The organism is Branchiibius cervicis (genome assembly GCF_042661605.1).
GTDB classification, from domain to species: domain Bacteria; phylum Actinomycetota; class Actinomycetes; order Actinomycetales; family Dermatophilaceae; genus Branchiibius; species Branchiibius cervicis.
Genome location: NZ_JBHSWJ010000002.1, coordinates 3,409,857 through 3,424,967, shown reverse-complemented (window position 1 = coordinate 3,424,967; position 15,111 = coordinate 3,409,857). Strand labels below are relative to the sequence as shown.

The following is a 15,111-nucleotide window of genomic DNA, read 5'->3' as shown; positions in this document are numbered from 1 at the left end:
CCGTCGTAGGTGCGGCAGGGTCCGGGTGACGGGCACCGTCGGCAGGTTCGCCGCGACGATTTTGGAGGGATTCATGATTCTGGAGCCGGTTGCTGGGCAAACGGCTCCAGAATCCTCGATCGCTCCAGGAACGGCGGGGCCGCCCTCCGGATCAGCCGTCGATGCGCAGGGCCGCGACCACCGGGACAGATGTCGCGCGGCGGGCCGGCGGCAGCGCTGAGACCAGCACCAACAACATGCCGACGCCGGCGACCGTGGCCAGGAACGCCCACGGGGTCCCCCACACGAAGCCGTCGGTCTCGAAACCGATGACGGACTGTGCACCAACCGATCCGAAGACCACGCCGAGGATGAGTCCGAAGAGGACTGCGGTGCCGGCCAGGGCGGCGGACTCGCGGGTGATCATCGAGCGAATCTGACTGCCGGTGAAGCCGACCGCTCGCAGCAGGCCGATCTCCCGGCGCCGCTGGATCACGGTGAGTGACATCGTCGAGATGAAGCCGATCACCGAGATGACGCAGGACACCACGACGATGCCGGTCATGACACTGCCGATCATGCCGAGCAACTGGTGTGCCATCTCGCGGTCAGCGGCCGTGAGCTGGGTCCACCCGTCGACGGCCTGCTGCAAGGCACCCATTCCGGAGGCGATCGTGGTGATGATCGCGACGCCGATGACCAGCCCCATCGTGGAGCGAGTCGTCCGCTGCGGGTCGAGTACGGCATTGCGTCGGGCGATGCGACTGGCGGGAGTCGAGCCCAGCGCTCGTCCGGTGGCGGCGACGAGCCGGGGCACGACGTACCGCGCACCGATCAGCAGACCGGTCGTGAAGGTGGCCGCGCCGAGGAAGGCGAGCAGGAATCCGATCGCCGCGTAATGCTCGCCGAGGTAGGCGGCGCCGAGCAGGAAGACCACGCCGGCGGCCATCACCAGCAGGGCGAAGACCTTCCGCAGTCGCGACTCCCGCCGGGGGACGCCGCCGGAGCGGATACCCCGGTCATTGCCTCGGCGGGGGTCACGCTCAGCACGCGGCGCGAGCCGCGCCAGCCGCAGATCAACGCCACAACCGCGACGACCGCGATCGGGACGATGAGGACGACGCTGGTCAACGGATAGTCACGCGAAGGCAGGGTGCCGCGGGCCACCAACACCACCCGTGCGGCGGCGGTGATGGCGACCCCGAGTGCCGCTCCCCCGAGGGCAGCCACCAGGCCGATCAGACCGGTGGATCGCATCACCACCCGCCGCAGGTCCGTGGACCGCGCGCCCAGCAGCCGCAGGAGGGCCAATTGCTGCAGGCGGCCGGCCAGGACGGTGTCGATCGCGTTGGTGATGACCACCGCAGCCACATAGATCGCGACCAGGTTGAAGACCAGCGACGCGATCTGCAGCGTGAACGCCAGGTTGCCCGTGTCGTCGCCGAGTGTGGCCAGTACCGCACTGGCAGAGACCAATACGCCTGCGTAGAGGCCGCACAGGGCGGCGACCAAACCGATGGTGCCGAGGTCACGACCGGAGCCGAGGACCAGTTCCCGTTTCACGCTGCCACCTCCAGGTTCACCATCAGCCGGGCGATCTCCGTTGCGGGCATCGACGGGTAGTCACCCGCGATCCGGCCGTCGGCGACGACCAGGATCCGATCGGCGTACGACGCCGCAACCGGGTCGTGGGTGACCATCAGGATCGTCTGGTGGTACTCCTCCGCGGCGGCGCGCAGGAGCGCCAGCACCTCGCGCGAGGTGCGGGTGTCCAGGTTGCCGGTGGGTTCGTCGGCGATCACCAGATGAGGACGTACGGCGAGTGCCCGGGCAATCGCCACGCGCTGCTGCTGACCGCCGGACAATTCCGCCGGCCGGTGCGTGATGCGATCCTTCAAGCCGAGCACCTGGAGCAGGTAGTCGATGCGCTCGCGGTCCTCGACACTCGGGGTTCGGCCGGCGAGGTCGAAGGGCAGCATGATGTTCTCCCGCACGGTCAGCGTTGGGACCAGGTTGAACGCCTGGAAGACGAAACCGACGTGGTCGCGGCGAAGTTGGGTGCGGCGATCATCAGACAGTTCGTGGAAGGGCTGGCCCGCGAGCCACACCTGCCCCTTGCTCGGATTGTCCAGTCCTGCAGCAATATTCAGCAGAGTGGACTTACCTGATCCGGACGGACCCATGATGGCGGTGAACTGGCTGGGGGCGATGTCGAGGCTGACGTCGGTAAGGGCGGGGACGGCGCTGTGGCCATCGCCGTACCAGCGATCGACGTTGCGCATCCACAGGACAGGGGGCAGTTTCTCGGTCATGCTTACGACGTTATGAAGCGGACGCCTCATCGCGCGTCGGCCGGACGACGGGTTCTGCGTACATCTGCAGATGTACGTCGCGGTCGGTTCAGATCAACCCGTGCTCGTAGGCGTAGACAACCAACTGCACCCGGTCACGTGCATCCAACTTGGTGAGGATGCGTGAGATGTGCGTCTTCACCGTTGCCTCGGAAAGAAACTCAGCTGCAGCGATTTCCGCGTTCGACAAGCCGCGGGCCGCCTGAAGCAGGATCTCGCGCTCGCGGGTGGTCAGCGCGTCGTACTCCGGCCCGGGTGTGGCGCTGCGGCCGCGGAAGCGGGCGAACAACGCCTGCGTGGCACCGGCAGCGACGACCTGGTTGCCTGCGGCGACCGAGCGAATCGAAGCCAGCAGCATCTCCGGCTCGGCCGACTTCAGCACGAACCCGCTGGCTCCGGCTTCGATCGCCGCGACAGCCGACTCATCCTCATCAAACGTCGTGAGCACCAGAACCTTCGGCGCATCCGCACCCATCGATTCAAGCAACTGGCGGGTTGCCGTGACACCGTCGACGCCGGGCATCCGCACGTCCATCACGACCAGATCCGGCGAGGCCTCTCGCACGAGTCCGGGGACTGCCGCGCCATCGCCGGCCTCGCCGACCACCGTGAGGTCCGATTGGGAGTCGATCACCATGGCGATCCCGGCGCGGAAGAGGGCCTGGTCATCTACCAGAGCGACACGGATCACGACGAAACCTCCGAGGGGATGAAAACGTCCACCTGCCAACGGGTTCCGGCATCGATGGACTCAGCGCACATCGTGCCGCCCGCCGCAGAGACTCGCTCGCGCATGCCGCGCAGGCCATGACCGCTGGAGCCCACCGGCCGCGCCCCCGCGGCATTGGTCACCGTCAGCCGGTAGCCGTCGGTCCAGTCCTCGCGCACCTGCACCGGGCTGCGCAGGTCGCCGTGTTTGAGCGCGTTGGTCAAAGACTCCGTCAGGACCCGGCTGGCCGTGGTGGTGAGCTGGGGGTCGGCACTCGGCGTACCGTGCCGATGCACCTCGAGGCTGACTCCCGCATCGCGCAATCGCTGGATCAGCGCATCGGGTTGGTCGAGGGTCAGCGGCGCGTCCGAGCCGTCGTCGCGCAACCGACTGAGCAGGCCGCGGATGTCGGTCATCGCCGCACGGGCGGTCTCGCCGATCACCGACAACGCCTCCTCGGCGCGCTCGGGATCGGTGCGCAACAGATACCGGGCGCCGTCGGCCTGGGCGGCCACGACCGCCCACGAGTGCGCCACCACGTCGTGCATGTCGGAGGCGATGGCGATCCGTTGTTGCTGCTGGGTGACCAGGTCGCGCAATCGGCGCTCCTCGGCGGACTGCAGTTCGAGCCCGACTCGCTCTCGGATCACCTGACGGCGTTGGTAACGCACATAGCCGGTCAGCCAACCGCCGACGACGACCAGCGCGCTCAGCCCTGCCATGATCGCGGCAGTCACCACGCGCCGCCACCACTCACCACCACCCACTGTGGGCTGCAGAGCGGTCCACGCGGTCGCACCGGCGATCACCACGGCGCAAAAAGCCAGACCGATACGTCGCGTCGCGCGGTCGCGGTCCGCACCGAGACGGAAGGTCACCACACAGTAGAACGCGTCGGCGCCGTAGTTGATATCGCCGGCAATGACCTGCCATAGCCCCGCAACCGTAAGCAGAGAGACGCTCGTCATCAGCCACCGCCGCCGGATCGCGACGGCAACGCCGACGAGGGCGGCCACTCCGAAAAGACGGTCGCCGGCGGGCAGGCTCAGCGCGATCGGCAGAAGACCCAGGACGATGTCGGCGGCCCAATTGCGCACCGTGAGCGGGCGGTCCTCACCCCATGGGTCGAGATCGGTGGCGCTCAATGTGCGTGTGCGGTCGACTCGTGGTCCACGTGGCTGACTGGCTCGATCTGGAACGTCGAATGCTCGACGTCGAAATGGCCGGCGATGCACGCCTGCAACTCATCCAGCAGCCGCGCGGAGTGCCCGTCGGTGAAGCACTCGTCCTCGACCACGACGTGGGCGGACAGGGCCGGCAGGCTGGAGGTCACGGTCCACACGTGAAGGTCGTGCACGCTCACGACGTGCTCCGGCTCCAGCAGATGGTCCGTGACGTCGAGCAGGTCGACCTCACTGGGCGCGGCCTCCATCAGCACGCGCCCGCTGTCACGGGTGAGAGACCACCCCGCACGCAGCATCAGGGCGACGACGACCAGGGAGGCGACCGCGTCAGCGCGCATCCACCCCGTCAGCAGGATGACCACCGCGGCGACCGCCGTACCGATGAAGCCGTAGAGATCGGTGAGGACGTGCTGGTAGGCACCCTCGACGTTGAGGCTGCTGCGGTTGGCCCGCGCCATCGAAGCGGCTGCCGCGATGTTGACGACCATGCCGATCAAGGCGACCACCAGCACCAGGCCGCCGGTGACCTGCGGGGGGTCGAAGAGCCGGCGGATCGCTTCGACGCCCAGGATCACGGCCAGCACCAGCAGGGTGATGCCGTTGCCCGCGGCCGACAGGATCTCGGCGCGTTTCCAGCCGAACGTCCACTTCCCACGGGCCGGTTGTGCGGCGAGGTGCATCGCCCAGAGCGCCGCGCCGATGGCCGCGACGTCGGACAGCATGTGGGCGGCATCGGACAGCAGTGCCAGCGATCCTGAGATGAACGCGGTGATGACCTCGCCGACCATGAACGCGCTCAAGAGGCCGAGAGCGATCCACAGATAGCGTCGGTCGGCGTCGGCCGAGATGGTGTGCGAGTGCCCGTCGTGGCTGTGCGGGTCAGCGGACTCGCTCGCGCCATGGGGGTCGGCGCCGGAGCACAGGCTCATACCGCAAGTTTAGGTGGTGCTCGCCTGCCGGTCTGCTCGTCGCTCGTCGCCCAGTGCCCACGGCAACTTCTGGCGGTTTCGTCAGAGATCAGGGTGGCCATGGCTGCGGAGGGCCACGAGTCGTGGAGGTTTCGTCAAAATCCGCGTAGCCACCGCCGGTCCACCGCCTGATGATCCTGCTACGTCTCGTCGGCGTCCGGATCGGGCGGTTGCGCGCCGGCCGCCTCGTCCCGATCCGCCCAGTCCAACAACGTTTCCAGCCCGTACGCCGTGTCGTCGATTCCCGCGGTCAGGTCACCGACCGCGGCATAGCGCGAAGGCATCGTGGCGATGGTGAAGTCGTCGGGCTCAGCCTCGTCGACCTCCGACCACAGCAGCGGTGCTGACACCGTGCCCCGCGGGTTGCCGCGCACCGAATATGCGGCGGCCATCGTGTGATCGCGCGCGTTCTGGTTGTAATCGACGAAGACGACATCGGAAGGCCGGTCCTTGCGCCACCACGTGGTGGTCGTCTCGGAGGGGGCCCGGCACTCGACCTCACGACCGAAGGCAAGGGCGGCGCGGCGTACGTCATGGAACCCCCAGTCCGGGCGGATCCGGACATAGATGTGCAGTCCGTTGCCCCCGGAGGTCTTGGGATAGCCCTCGATGCCCAACTCGGACAGCACCTCGCGGGCCACCCCGGCCACCCGGCGTACGCGCGAGAACGAGCAGTCCGGCATCGGGTCCAGGTCGATCCGCCACTCGTCGGGAGCTTCTACATCGAAGCGGCGGCTGTTCCAGGGGTGGAACTCCACGGTCGACATCTGCACCGCCCAGATCACATCGGCGATCGAGGTGACGCACAGTTCGTCGGCGGTGCGGTTCCAGCGGGGGAAGTGGATCTGCACCGTCTCAACCCATGGCGGCGCTCCGGACGGCAGCCTCTTCTGGTGCACCTTCTGCCCGGTCACGCCGGTCGGGAAGCGGTGCAGCATGCACGGCCGGTCGCGCAGCGCGCGCACGATCCCGTCGGAGACCGACAGGTAGTACTGCGCCAGGTCCAGCTTGGTCTCTCCCCGCAGCGGGAAGTAGACCCGGTCGGGGTTGGAGATGCGGATCTCGTGCGCACCGGCAGTGACCTGCGTGGACGGGCTCGCCATGCTCCGAAGGTAGACCTGGGACGATGGCCGGGTGGCAGGTAAACCACCCCGGACGTTGTTCTCGGTCGATGCGGTCTTTCCCAAGTTGATGCTGATGTGCACGGCCGTCTTCGGCGGGCTGCTGCTTGCCATGGGGCTGCTGCTCGGTCTGCTCGTGCTGCTGGGCAAGGCCTCCGCGCCCACAGCGGCGTTCGCGTGGTGGTGCATGGGGATCGGGATCGTGCTGCTCGCGGGTTCGCGGATCCTGTTCGGCCGGTTCCTGCGGGGCTATCTGCGCGGCCCGGGATCCGGCTCTGTGGACTAGTTACCCATCGGTAGTGTGACCGAGGTAACCTTGGCGCAGTTTTTCCCGGCCACGAGAGGAAGCCGCAATGGCTGCAGCCACCGACGTCCGCCAGAAGATCCACGTGAGCGACGTTGCCAAGGGTCTGATCGGGATGGCTCCCGACCTGGGCACGCTGACGCGCGAGGGGCCGGGACTGTTGCTGCGCAAGCCCACCGACAAGATGTCCGTCGGGCGGATGTTCGAGAAGACCGCGGCCAAGCACGGCGACCGGATCTTCCTCAAGGGCGAGGATCACGTCACCTTCACCTATGACGCCGCCAACAAGCGGGTCAACCAGTACGCGCACGTGCTCAAGGAGGACTACGGCGTTCGCAGGGGCGATGTCGTCGGGATCATGGCGCACAGCCAGGTCGAATACATCCTGATGCTGCTGGCCGCCGTGAAGCTGGGCGCTATCGCCGGCCTACTCAACTACAACCAGCGCGGTGACGTGCTCGCGCACAGCCTGGGTCTGTTGAACTCCAAGGTGCTGTTGCTGGAGGACGGCATGGAGGAGGACCTGGCGACTGCCGGCGACGTGGGCGCCGCGCAGAACGTGCTGACCATGCCCGACCTGGCCAAACTGGCTCGCGAGAAGGGCGTGACCAACCCGCCGGACTGTGCGGCGACCGTGGCCAAGGAGCAGGCGTACTACATCTTCACCTCCGGCACGACCGGCATGCCGAAGGCGTCGGTCATGAGCCACTTCCGCTGGCTGAAGTCCTACTCCGGCCTGGGCGCCCTGGGTGTCCGGCTGAAGAGCAGCGACACCATCTACTGCCCGCTGCCGCTCTATCACAACAACGCCGTGACGGTTGCGCTGAGCTCGGCGCTGGTCAACGGCTCGGCCTTCGCGGTGGCCAAGAAGTTCTCCGCCAGCAAGTTCTGGGACGAATGCATCAAGTACGACGCCACGGCCTTCGTCTACATCGGTGAATTGTGCCGCTACCTGCTTGCGCAGCCGCCCAAGCCGGTCGACACCCAGCACAAGGTGCGGGTCATCGTCGGCAACGGTCTGCGCCCGGACATCTGGCACGAATTCCAGGACCGCTTCAAGATCAAGCGGATCGCGGAGTTCTACGGCGCCTCTGAGTGCAACATCGCCTTCATCAACGCGTTCAACATCGACCAGACCGCCGGCACCTGCCCGTTGCCGTTCACGGTCGTCGAGTACGACCCGGAGACCGGTGAGGCCAAGCGCAACGAGAAGGGCCGCCTGATCAAGGTCAAGCACGGCGGCACCGGTCTGCTGCTGGCCAAGGTCAGCTCGCGCGCGCCGTTCGACGGCTACACCGACCCGGCCGCGACCGAGAAGAAGCTCTACCGCAACGCGTTCAAGGACGGCGACACCTGGTTCAACTCCGGCGACCTCGTGCACAAGCAGGGCCACCTGCACGTCTCCTTCGTCGACCGGTTGGGCGACACCTTCCGCTGGAAGGGTGAGAACGTCGCGACCACCGAGGTCGAGGCGGTGCTCGGCAGAGCCCCCGGGATCGAGGAATGCACCGTGTACGGCGTGGCCGTGCCCGACACCGACGGCAAGGCCGGGATGGGCGCGATCGTGTTGCAGGAGGGCGCCGACTTCGACGGGGAACAGGTGGGCAAGGCGCTCACGACCGGGCTGCCGCCGTACGCCGTGCCGCTCTTCCTGCGCGTCGTGGACTCCCTGGAGCACACCTCCACCTTCAAGAGCCGCAAGGTCGAGCTGCGTGAGGCCGGCTACAGCGACATGGAGAACGAAGTGGTCTATGTGCTGACCGACGGTAAGTACGAGCCGTACTACCCGCAGTACGCCGCGGACGTCGCGGCCGCGAAATACCCGCGGATCTGAGCTTCAGATCCGCCGCAGCCGGCCCTGTGAGTCGGCAGCCAAGCTGATCGCGGCGTCGCCGACCGTGGGAATCGCGGTCGGTGACGTACCCGCGACGTAGTGCAGCGTCGGCGGACGGACGCCGGCGGCTGCGGCCTCGGCCGCGGGCAGGGCCGCGGTGCCGATGAGGGCGACCGCTGCGGTGGCGCAAACCGCACGGGCGGTGCGTCCGCCGCGTCGTCGCCCGGTGGCGAGGGCGGGGGTCTTCGCGGAAGGGGTGTGGCCGAGGGCCGGATAACTGGTCATGGGATCAGCCTGGCCAGGGTCACTGTCACCCGTCTGTGCGGTCGTTGTGCTGACTGGAAGACTGATCGCATGCGGTTGTTCCTCATCCGGCACGGTCAGACGACGGCCAACGTGGCTCGCGAACTCGACACCGCCCTGCCCGGCGCGCCCCTCACCGGACTCGGCCGCGAGCAGGCGGCCAGTCTTCCGAATCGCCTGCGGCAGGAGCGTTTCGACGGCATCTGGTGCTCTCGGGCGCAACGCGCCCAGGACACCGCCGGAGCGCTGGCCACCGGTGTCGGACAGGCGCCGCAGGTGATGCCCGGCCTGCACGAGATCCAGGCCGGGGAGCTGGAGATGTCCGCCGACCGGGGGGACTGGCTGGCCTACATCCGGCTCTTGGAGAGGTGGATCAGGGGAGATCTTCGGCCTGCGGTGCCCGGCGGCGAGAGCGGAGCGGATGCCGTCGCCCGATTCGATGCCGACATCGCGGTCATCCAGGAGCAGGCCCCCGAGCAGGCCGCGATCGTCTCCCACGGCGCGATGATCCGCCTCTGGACGGCCACCAGGGCGGTCGATGCCGACCGCGATTTCGTCATCGATCACCCGCTGCGGAACACCGGGTACGTCGTGCTCGATGGCAACCTTGCCGACGGGTTCTCGCTGGAGAGCTGGCACGGCGAGCTGCCCCCGGAGACGATGGACACCGCTCGCGGCGTAGCGTGCATCCCGTGACGGTCACGTTCGATACAGCCGACCAGTACGCCGATCTGTTGGGTCTGCACGTGCGCTACCGCACCTGGGGCGACCCGGATGCCGGCACGACGTACGTGCTGGTGCACGGCCTGGGCGGTTCGCTGGAGAACTGGGGTCTGGTCGCGCCGTACCTCGCCGAGGCGGATGGCTACGTCTACGCCCTCGACCTGGCCGGTTTCGGTCAGACGGTCCCTGAGCACTACCGGCAGGCTCGGGTGGGCCGCAACGTCGAACTGGTCGAGGAGTTCCTGCGCAAGGTGGTCGGCCGGCCGGCGGTGATTGCCGGCAACTCGATGGGCGGTCTGATCTGCCTGCGCGTTGCGGGCCGGGCACGGGTGCCGATCCGCGGCGCCGTGCTGGTGGACCCGCTGATCCCGCTCAGCCCGCGCCACCGCCCGCATCCGCTGGTGTCCGTGGCGTTCACGATCTATACGGTGCCCGGACTGAACAAAGCCTTCCTGCGCATGCGATCCGGGGAGGAACACCTGGAGGGCAACGTTCACGAGGCCTTGAAACTGGTGACGACCGACGTCGACCGGATCGACCCGCAGGTGCGGGCCGCCCATGTGGACCTGGCCCGGGCACGCCTGACCCAGACCGGGACCGCCGAGTCCTTCCTCGCCGCGGCCCACACGACGCTGCTGCACGGGGTGCGCCGCCGCGACTACACCAAACACGGGCGATCGATCGCCGCGCCGGTGCTGTTGCTGCACGGCGACAAGGACCGGCTGATCAACGTCGGCACTGCTCGCGCTCTGGCCCGCCGGCACCCGGAGTGGACGTACGTCGAGGGTGCCGGGATCGGTCACACGCCGATGCTCGACCAGCCGGAGTGGGTCGCCGACAACATCCTGGCGTGGGCCGCGAGTCCGGCCGTCGCGCGCTGAGCCGATTTGGTCGCGCACAGGTCGCGATTGCATGGTGGTACTCATGAGTAGTTCCGCACGGACCGTTCGTTTCCCGGCTCTGGTCGCCGTGGCTGCCCTTCCGGCGCTGGCTCTGACAGCGTGCTCCGGCGGCTTCAACGACGCCACGACGTCGGCGTCCACCCCTCGTCAGCGACGTCGACCACCACGTCGACGCCGAGCACGACCACCACCAGCACGCCCGCGCCGACCACGTCGAAGACGACGACAACCCCGTCGAGTTCGGCGACGCCGAAACCCACGGCCACGACCTCGACCACCCCGCCGCCGTCGACTGCGTTCATCAGCGCCTGCGTGACCGCCAACTCCAAGCTCAACTCGGCGGTGTCCCAGTGGAACGCCGCGGTGTCCGGCGGCAACGACAGCAAGCTGGATGCGGCGGCGAAGAACTTCTCGACCACGGCGACCCAACTGATGGGTTTGCGCCAGGGAGCAGCCGACCGTCAGTTCAGCCTCAAGATCCAGGACCTGGCCAGCGAACTGAACTCCATGGCCAACGCCCGCAAAAACAACCAGACGGTCACGACCGGTGACTTCAACACCAAGGTGACGGCACTGCGCACCTACTGTCAGACGCGACTGAAGTCCTGAGTCATTCCTCGGCCGCGTCGAGCCGCTCGCGGGCCTGATCCAGGGCCTCCTGGGCCGCGGCATGACGTTGCCGCGCCACTGACAGCTGGTCGACCGCGGTCTGCAGGTCGTCCTCCGCGGCGGAAACCGCCCGCCGCAGCCGCCGCAGCCGGGCGGCGGCGGGTCGGTCGGGCTCGGACTGCGTGGCCGGGGTCACGTCCGCCGTCACCGTTGCGCTCCACCGGGCCACGGCATCACTCAGGTCGACTTCGCCGAAGCCGCTATAACTCAGTGCTTTCGTCAGGCGGCCGCTGCGCAAGGCCTCGGCTGCGGCCGGATCCGCCAACGCTGCGGTCGCGGTGGCGACGACCTGCTCGCGCAGGTTGCCGGACGGCTGCCCCAACGCCTCGAGCAGCCGGTTGATCGCGGCGGTGCGCTCACCGGACAGGTCCCGCATCGCCGCTGCATCCACCCGTCGCTGGGCGTCGCGCAGGCGCTCGCCGAGCTCGCACAACTGCGCGACCGCCGGGTCGTCGGCCAGCTGGTTGAGTGCGGCGGCGGCAACCGTCGGCCGGCGGAGGGCCTTGACCTCGCCGGCCGCATCGCTCCGGCCCGCGTCGCGCAACCTCTTGGCCAACGCGTCCCGCTCCGGAACGAACCGCTCGACCGGTCCGGCGAAGAGCGAGGCCACCGAGGCGGTCAGGTCGGTCATCGTCGGCTCCCGTCGCGGATTAGGTTGATCACATCACACGTTGCGCGCCGAAGGAGTCCGCGATGACCACACAAGAGTTCGACGTCGTTGTCGTCGGTGCCGGGTTGGCCGGGCTGGTGGCCGCTGCAGAGGCCGTCGACGCGGGCCGCCGGGTCGCCGTACTCGACCAGGAGAACGCCAACAACCTGGGCGGGCAGGCGTTCTGGAGTTTCGGGGGTTGTTCCTCGTCGACACCCCTGAGCAGCGTCGGATGGGCGTCAAGGACTCGTTCGATCTGGCCTGGCAGGACTGGCAGGGCAGCGCCGCCTTCGACCGGCTGGATGATCAGGACTCCTGGGCGGCGAAGTGGGCCCGGGCGTACGTCGAGTTCGCCGCCGGCGAGAAGCGCGCCTGGCTGAAGGAGCGCGACATCTCCTTCGTCCCCGTGGTCGGCTGGGCCGAACGCGGCGACGGTCGCGCAGACGGCCACGGCAACTCCGTGCCCCGTTTCCACATCGCCTGGGGTACCGGCACGGGCGTGGTCAAGCCGTTCGTCGAGCGCACGCTACAGGCGGCCGACGAGGGCCGGTTGACCTTCCTGCACCGGCACCGGGCAGATGAGCTGATCCAGGAGGCGGGGCGCGTCGTCGGGGTGCGGGGCGCCGTACTCGCACCCGACGATCACCCCGGGCTGGGCCCAGCAACCGGGACGTCGTCGGTGACTTCGAGGTCCGCGGGGGCGCGATCGTGCTCACCACGGGAGGTATCGGCGGCAACCACGAGTTGGTGCGGCACTGGTGGCCGCAGCGGCTCGGCACACCGCCGGCGTCGATGATCACGGGAGTCCCGGCGTACGTCGACGGTCGGATGTTGCAGATCGCCGAGGACGCGGGCGCTCGCACGGTCAACCGGGACCGGATGTGGCACTACACGGAGGGCATCCAGAACTGGGACCCGATCTGGCCGCAGCACGCGATCCGGATCCTGCCCGGCCCGTCGTCGATGTGGTTCGATGCGCTGGGCCGGCGGTTGCCGTTCCCCTGTCTGCCCGGTTTCGACACCCTGTCGACGCTGCGGTACCTGCGCACGACACCGGACATCGCGGCGTACGACCACTCGTGGTTCGTCCTGACCCAGAAGATCATCGAGAAGGAATTCGCCCTCTCCGGTTCGGAGCAGAACCCCGACATCACGAACAAGGACTTCAAGCTGCTGCTGTCCCGTGTGAAGAGCGGAGCGCCCGGCCCGGTCGAGGCGTTCAAGACCAAGGGGGCGGACTTCGTCGTCGCGGACTCGTTGGAGGAGCTGGTCGCCGGGATGAACAAGCTCACCGACGAGCCGTTGCTGGATCCGGCCGACATCCGCCGGCAGGTCGAGGCGCGGGACCGGGAGATGGTCAACGGCTACAGCAAGGACGCCCAGGTCACGGCCATCCGCGGCGCGCGCAACTACCGCGGCGACAAGATCGCCCGGGTCGCCTCGCCGCACGCCTTGCTGGATCCCAAGGCCGGTCCGTTGATCGGGGTGAAGCTGCACATCCTGACCCGCAAGTCGCTCGGCGGCCTGCAGACCGACCTGCAGTCGCGGGTGCTGCGCCCGGACGGATCGGTCTTCGACGGCCTGTTCGCCGCGGGTGAAGCCGCTGGATTCGGTGGCGGCGGCGTGCACGGTTACAACTCGCTGGAGGGCACGTTCCTGGGTGGCTGTATCTTCTCCGGTCGGGCTGCCGGTCGGGCCGCCGTTGGATGATCTGCCCGTGGGAGGATCTGGGGTATGAATCAGCGGCCTCGTAGGGCATCGGACGATGTGTCCTTCGGCATCAAGGTCGCAGCGTTGTGGTCGGTGTGCCTGCTGGCCATCATCGCCTTCCTGGTTGCGATGGTATGGCTGCTGAACTCGATATCACTGGTCACCATCACGGTGGCGATCGCGGTCATGATCACCGCACTCTTGCAGCCGGCGGTCGCCTGGCTGGATCGGCGCGGCCTGCCGCATGCGGTGGCCGCTGTCCTGGTGTACGTCGTGGGAATCGCGCTCCTCGGCCTGGCGCTGTGGTTCGTGATCTCGCAGATCGCCAAATCCCAGACCAACATCGGTCAACAACTGACAGCGTCGTTGACGACCATTCGTGACTGGTTGGTCAACGGGCCGATTCACATGTCGTCCAAGGAAGCCGACAAATACACCATCCACCTGGGGCAGACGATCGGGCAGTACAAGAACCAGATTGCCTCCGGTGCCTGGGAAAGCGCCAACACGGCCATCGGCATCGTCTCCGGCGCGGTCTTCACGCTCTTCGCGGTGCTGTTCGTGCTGCTCGACAACGGCAAGATGTTCGGCTGGTTCGTGCGGTTCTTCCCGGATGACACCGAGGGCCACGTGTGGGCCGGGGGAGCCGCGGCGTGGCGGACGCTGACGGCGTACATGCGCAGCCTGGTGCTGCTGGCCGCGGTCAACGCGATCGCGATGGTCCCGGTCATGATGATCGCGGGGCTGCCGCTGGTGGTGCCGCTGGCAGTCCTGCTCTTCATCGGTTCGCTGGTGCCGATGATCGGTGTCCTCGTGGCGGGCGCTGTGGTCGTGATGATCGCACTGGTCACCAAAGGCATCACGACCGCCATCGTGGTGGCCATCATGTTGGTCCTGATCGTCCAGCTCTTCGGCAACCTGCTCAATCCGGTGATCCTGGGCAAGGCCGTCGACATCCACCCGTTCGCGATCCTGGTCGGAGTCACCGGCGGCACCCTGCTCGCCGGGATCTTCGGGGCGTTCGTCGCCGTGCCGTTCATCGCCGTCGTGCACAACGCCATCCGCGCCATGCGTGAGTTCAACGCCGGCAAGATCGACCCGCTGATCGAAGGGCATGTTCCCGCCGAGGTCGCCGAGCATCCGCCGCCCGTGCCGCACGGGCAGGAGCATCGCCTCTCGGATCCGGGTCCCGCGTGACCCAGCCGTCATCGGCCCGGGCCGCGGGGCTGCGGCTCTACCGCCTGCTGCCGTCGGTGCTCACGGCGCCGATCGTGCACCTGGTGACTCCGTCCTTCACGATGGGTGCCATTGCCGTCATCGAGTACGGCGACCGGATCCTGGCCCTGCGGCAACTGCACCGACGCGGACTGTCCCTACCGGGCGGCCTGGTCGACCGCGGCGAGACCCCGCAGCAGGCCGTGGTGCGCGAAGTCATGGAGGAGACCGGGCTGCAGGTCACCAGCGGTGCGGTGTACGCCGTGTCCGTGGCCACGCGCCGTCGTCAGGTGGACGTGATCTTCCGGATCGTGTGCGAGAAGGAACCGGTGATCCGTCCCGCGAGCGAGGCCACCTCCTACGAGTGGGTGGACCCCTCGACGTGGGACCCCGAACTCGCCGACAAGTCGACCCGCCGGATCCTCAAAGCCCTGCACGCGGCGTACGGCGATGCCGGCCCGGGACGGGTACTGACCGAGTAGCTCGTCCC

At 68.0% G+C, this 15,111-nt stretch carries 17 protein-coding genes and 1 pseudogene; 8 read left to right on the top strand and 10 right to left on the bottom strand.

Features of this window, described 5'->3' with window-relative positions:
* Positions 1 to 151: 151 nt before the first annotated feature.
* The 7 genes from ACFQBT_RS17735 to ligD form a co-directional block, all read right to left on the bottom strand.
* Entirely contained in the window at positions 152 to 928 is a 777-nt protein-coding gene (locus ACFQBT_RS17735) for an ABC transporter permease (RefSeq protein WP_377824756.1), read from the bottom strand.
* Positions 928 to 1,542, bottom strand: coding sequence for an FtsX-like permease family protein (locus ACFQBT_RS17730; protein WP_377824754.1), 615 nt, complete (start codon positions 1,540 to 1,542; stop codon positions 928 to 930). Before ACFQBT_RS17730 ends, ACFQBT_RS17735 begins: the two co-directional genes overlap by 1 nt.
* Positions 1,539 to 2,291, bottom strand: a complete 753-nt coding sequence (locus tag ACFQBT_RS17725; RefSeq protein ID WP_377824752.1) for an ABC transporter ATP-binding protein — start codon at positions 2,289 to 2,291, stop codon at positions 1,539 to 1,541. Before ACFQBT_RS17725 ends, ACFQBT_RS17730 begins: the two co-directional genes overlap by 4 nt.
* A gap of 88 nt (positions 2,292 to 2,379) precedes the next feature.
* Positions 2,380 to 3,021, bottom strand: coding sequence for a response regulator (locus ACFQBT_RS17720; protein ID WP_377824750.1), 642 nt, complete (start codon positions 3,019 to 3,021; stop codon positions 2,380 to 2,382).
* Positions 3,018 to 4,184, bottom strand: coding sequence for a sensor histidine kinase (locus ACFQBT_RS17715; RefSeq protein WP_377824748.1), 1,167 nt, complete (start codon positions 4,182 to 4,184; stop codon positions 3,018 to 3,020). The genes ACFQBT_RS17720 and ACFQBT_RS17715 overlap by 4 nt, the downstream gene beginning before the upstream one ends.
* Positions 4,181 to 5,152: a cation diffusion facilitator family transporter gene (locus tag ACFQBT_RS17710; protein WP_377824746.1), complete on the bottom strand. Its 972-nt coding sequence runs from the start codon at positions 5,150 to 5,152 to the stop codon at positions 4,181 to 4,183. Before ACFQBT_RS17710 ends, ACFQBT_RS17715 begins: the two co-directional genes overlap by 4 nt.
* Positions 5,153 to 5,331: 179 nt before the next feature.
* Positions 5,332 to 6,294, bottom strand: coding sequence for a non-homologous end-joining DNA ligase (gene ligD, locus ACFQBT_RS17705; RefSeq protein ID WP_377824744.1), 963 nt, complete (start codon positions 6,292 to 6,294; stop codon positions 5,332 to 5,334).
* A gap of 31 nt (positions 6,295 to 6,325) precedes the next feature.
* Here ligD and ACFQBT_RS17700 point away from each other — a divergent pair, with 31 nt between their 5' ends.
* Both ACFQBT_RS17700 and ACFQBT_RS17695 read left to right on the top strand, forming a co-directional pair.
* A complete protein-coding gene (locus ACFQBT_RS17700) occupies positions 6,326 to 6,598 on the top strand; it encodes a hypothetical protein (protein ID WP_377824743.1) in 273 nt (90 codons plus the stop codon).
* A gap of 67 nt (positions 6,599 to 6,665) precedes the next feature.
* Positions 6,666 to 8,450, top strand: coding sequence for a long-chain-acyl-CoA synthetase (locus ACFQBT_RS17695; protein ID WP_377824741.1), 1,785 nt, complete (start codon positions 6,666 to 6,668; stop codon positions 8,448 to 8,450).
* 3 nt (positions 8,451 to 8,453) lie between these two features.
* Here the strand turns inward: ACFQBT_RS17695 and ACFQBT_RS17690 are convergent, their stop codons facing one another.
* Positions 8,454 to 8,735 carry a hypothetical protein gene (locus ACFQBT_RS17690; RefSeq protein WP_377824739.1) on the bottom strand — a complete coding sequence of 94 codons (282 nt, stop codon included), beginning with the start codon at positions 8,733 to 8,735 and terminating at the stop codon, positions 8,454 to 8,456.
* A 69-nt stretch (positions 8,736 to 8,804) separates the two neighbouring features.
* Here ACFQBT_RS17690 and ACFQBT_RS17685 point away from each other — a divergent pair, with 69 nt between their 5' ends.
* Together ACFQBT_RS17685 and ACFQBT_RS17680 are read left to right on the top strand one after the other, a co-directional pair.
* Positions 8,805 to 9,449: a histidine phosphatase family protein gene (locus ACFQBT_RS17685; RefSeq protein WP_377824737.1), complete on the top strand. Its 645-nt coding sequence runs from the start codon at positions 8,805 to 8,807 to the stop codon at positions 9,447 to 9,449.
* Entirely contained in the window at positions 9,446 to 10,357 is a 912-nt protein-coding gene (locus ACFQBT_RS17680) for an alpha/beta fold hydrolase (protein ID WP_377824735.1), read from the top strand. Before ACFQBT_RS17685 ends, ACFQBT_RS17680 begins: the two co-directional genes overlap by 4 nt.
* A 134-nt stretch (positions 10,358 to 10,491) precedes the next feature.
* Here the strand turns inward: ACFQBT_RS17680 and ACFQBT_RS17675 are convergent, their stop codons facing one another.
* A complete protein-coding gene (locus tag ACFQBT_RS17675) occupies positions 10,492 to 10,680 on the bottom strand; it encodes a hypothetical protein (RefSeq protein ID WP_377824733.1) in 189 nt (62 codons plus the stop codon).
* Positions 10,681 to 10,690: 10 nt separating this feature from the next.
* Between ACFQBT_RS17675 and ACFQBT_RS17670 the strand changes: the two genes are divergently transcribed.
* Entirely contained in the window at positions 10,691 to 10,987 is a 297-nt protein-coding gene (locus tag ACFQBT_RS17670) for a hypothetical protein (RefSeq protein WP_377824731.1), read from the top strand.
* A gap of 1 nt (position 10,988) precedes the next feature.
* Here ACFQBT_RS17670 and ACFQBT_RS17665 read toward each other — a convergent pair whose 3' ends face one another.
* Positions 10,989 to 11,678: a hypothetical protein gene (locus tag ACFQBT_RS17665; RefSeq protein WP_377824729.1), complete on the bottom strand. Its 690-nt coding sequence runs from the start codon at positions 11,676 to 11,678 to the stop codon at positions 10,989 to 10,991.
* 62 nt (positions 11,679 to 11,740) lie between these two features.
* On the opposite strand from ACFQBT_RS17665, the pseudogene ACFQBT_RS17660 reads away from it, so the two are divergent.
* From ACFQBT_RS17660 to ACFQBT_RS17650, 3 genes and pseudogenes are all read left to right on the top strand, one after another.
* Positions 11,741 to 13,406 (top strand): annotated as a pseudogene (locus ACFQBT_RS17660) (FAD-binding dehydrogenase).
* A 24-nt stretch (positions 13,407 to 13,430) separates the two neighbouring features.
* The gene (locus ACFQBT_RS17655) at positions 13,431 to 14,603 is read left to right on the top strand and encodes an AI-2E family transporter (RefSeq protein ID WP_377824727.1); all 1,173 of its coding nucleotides are present in this window, start codon (positions 13,431 to 13,433) and stop codon (positions 14,601 to 14,603) included.
* Positions 14,600 to 15,103 (top strand): NUDIX hydrolase, encoded by a 504-nt coding sequence (locus ACFQBT_RS17650; protein ID WP_377824725.1) that lies wholly within the window; start codon positions 14,600 to 14,602, stop codon positions 15,101 to 15,103. Before ACFQBT_RS17655 ends, ACFQBT_RS17650 begins: the two co-directional genes overlap by 4 nt.
* Positions 15,104 to 15,111 lie beyond the last annotated feature (8 nt).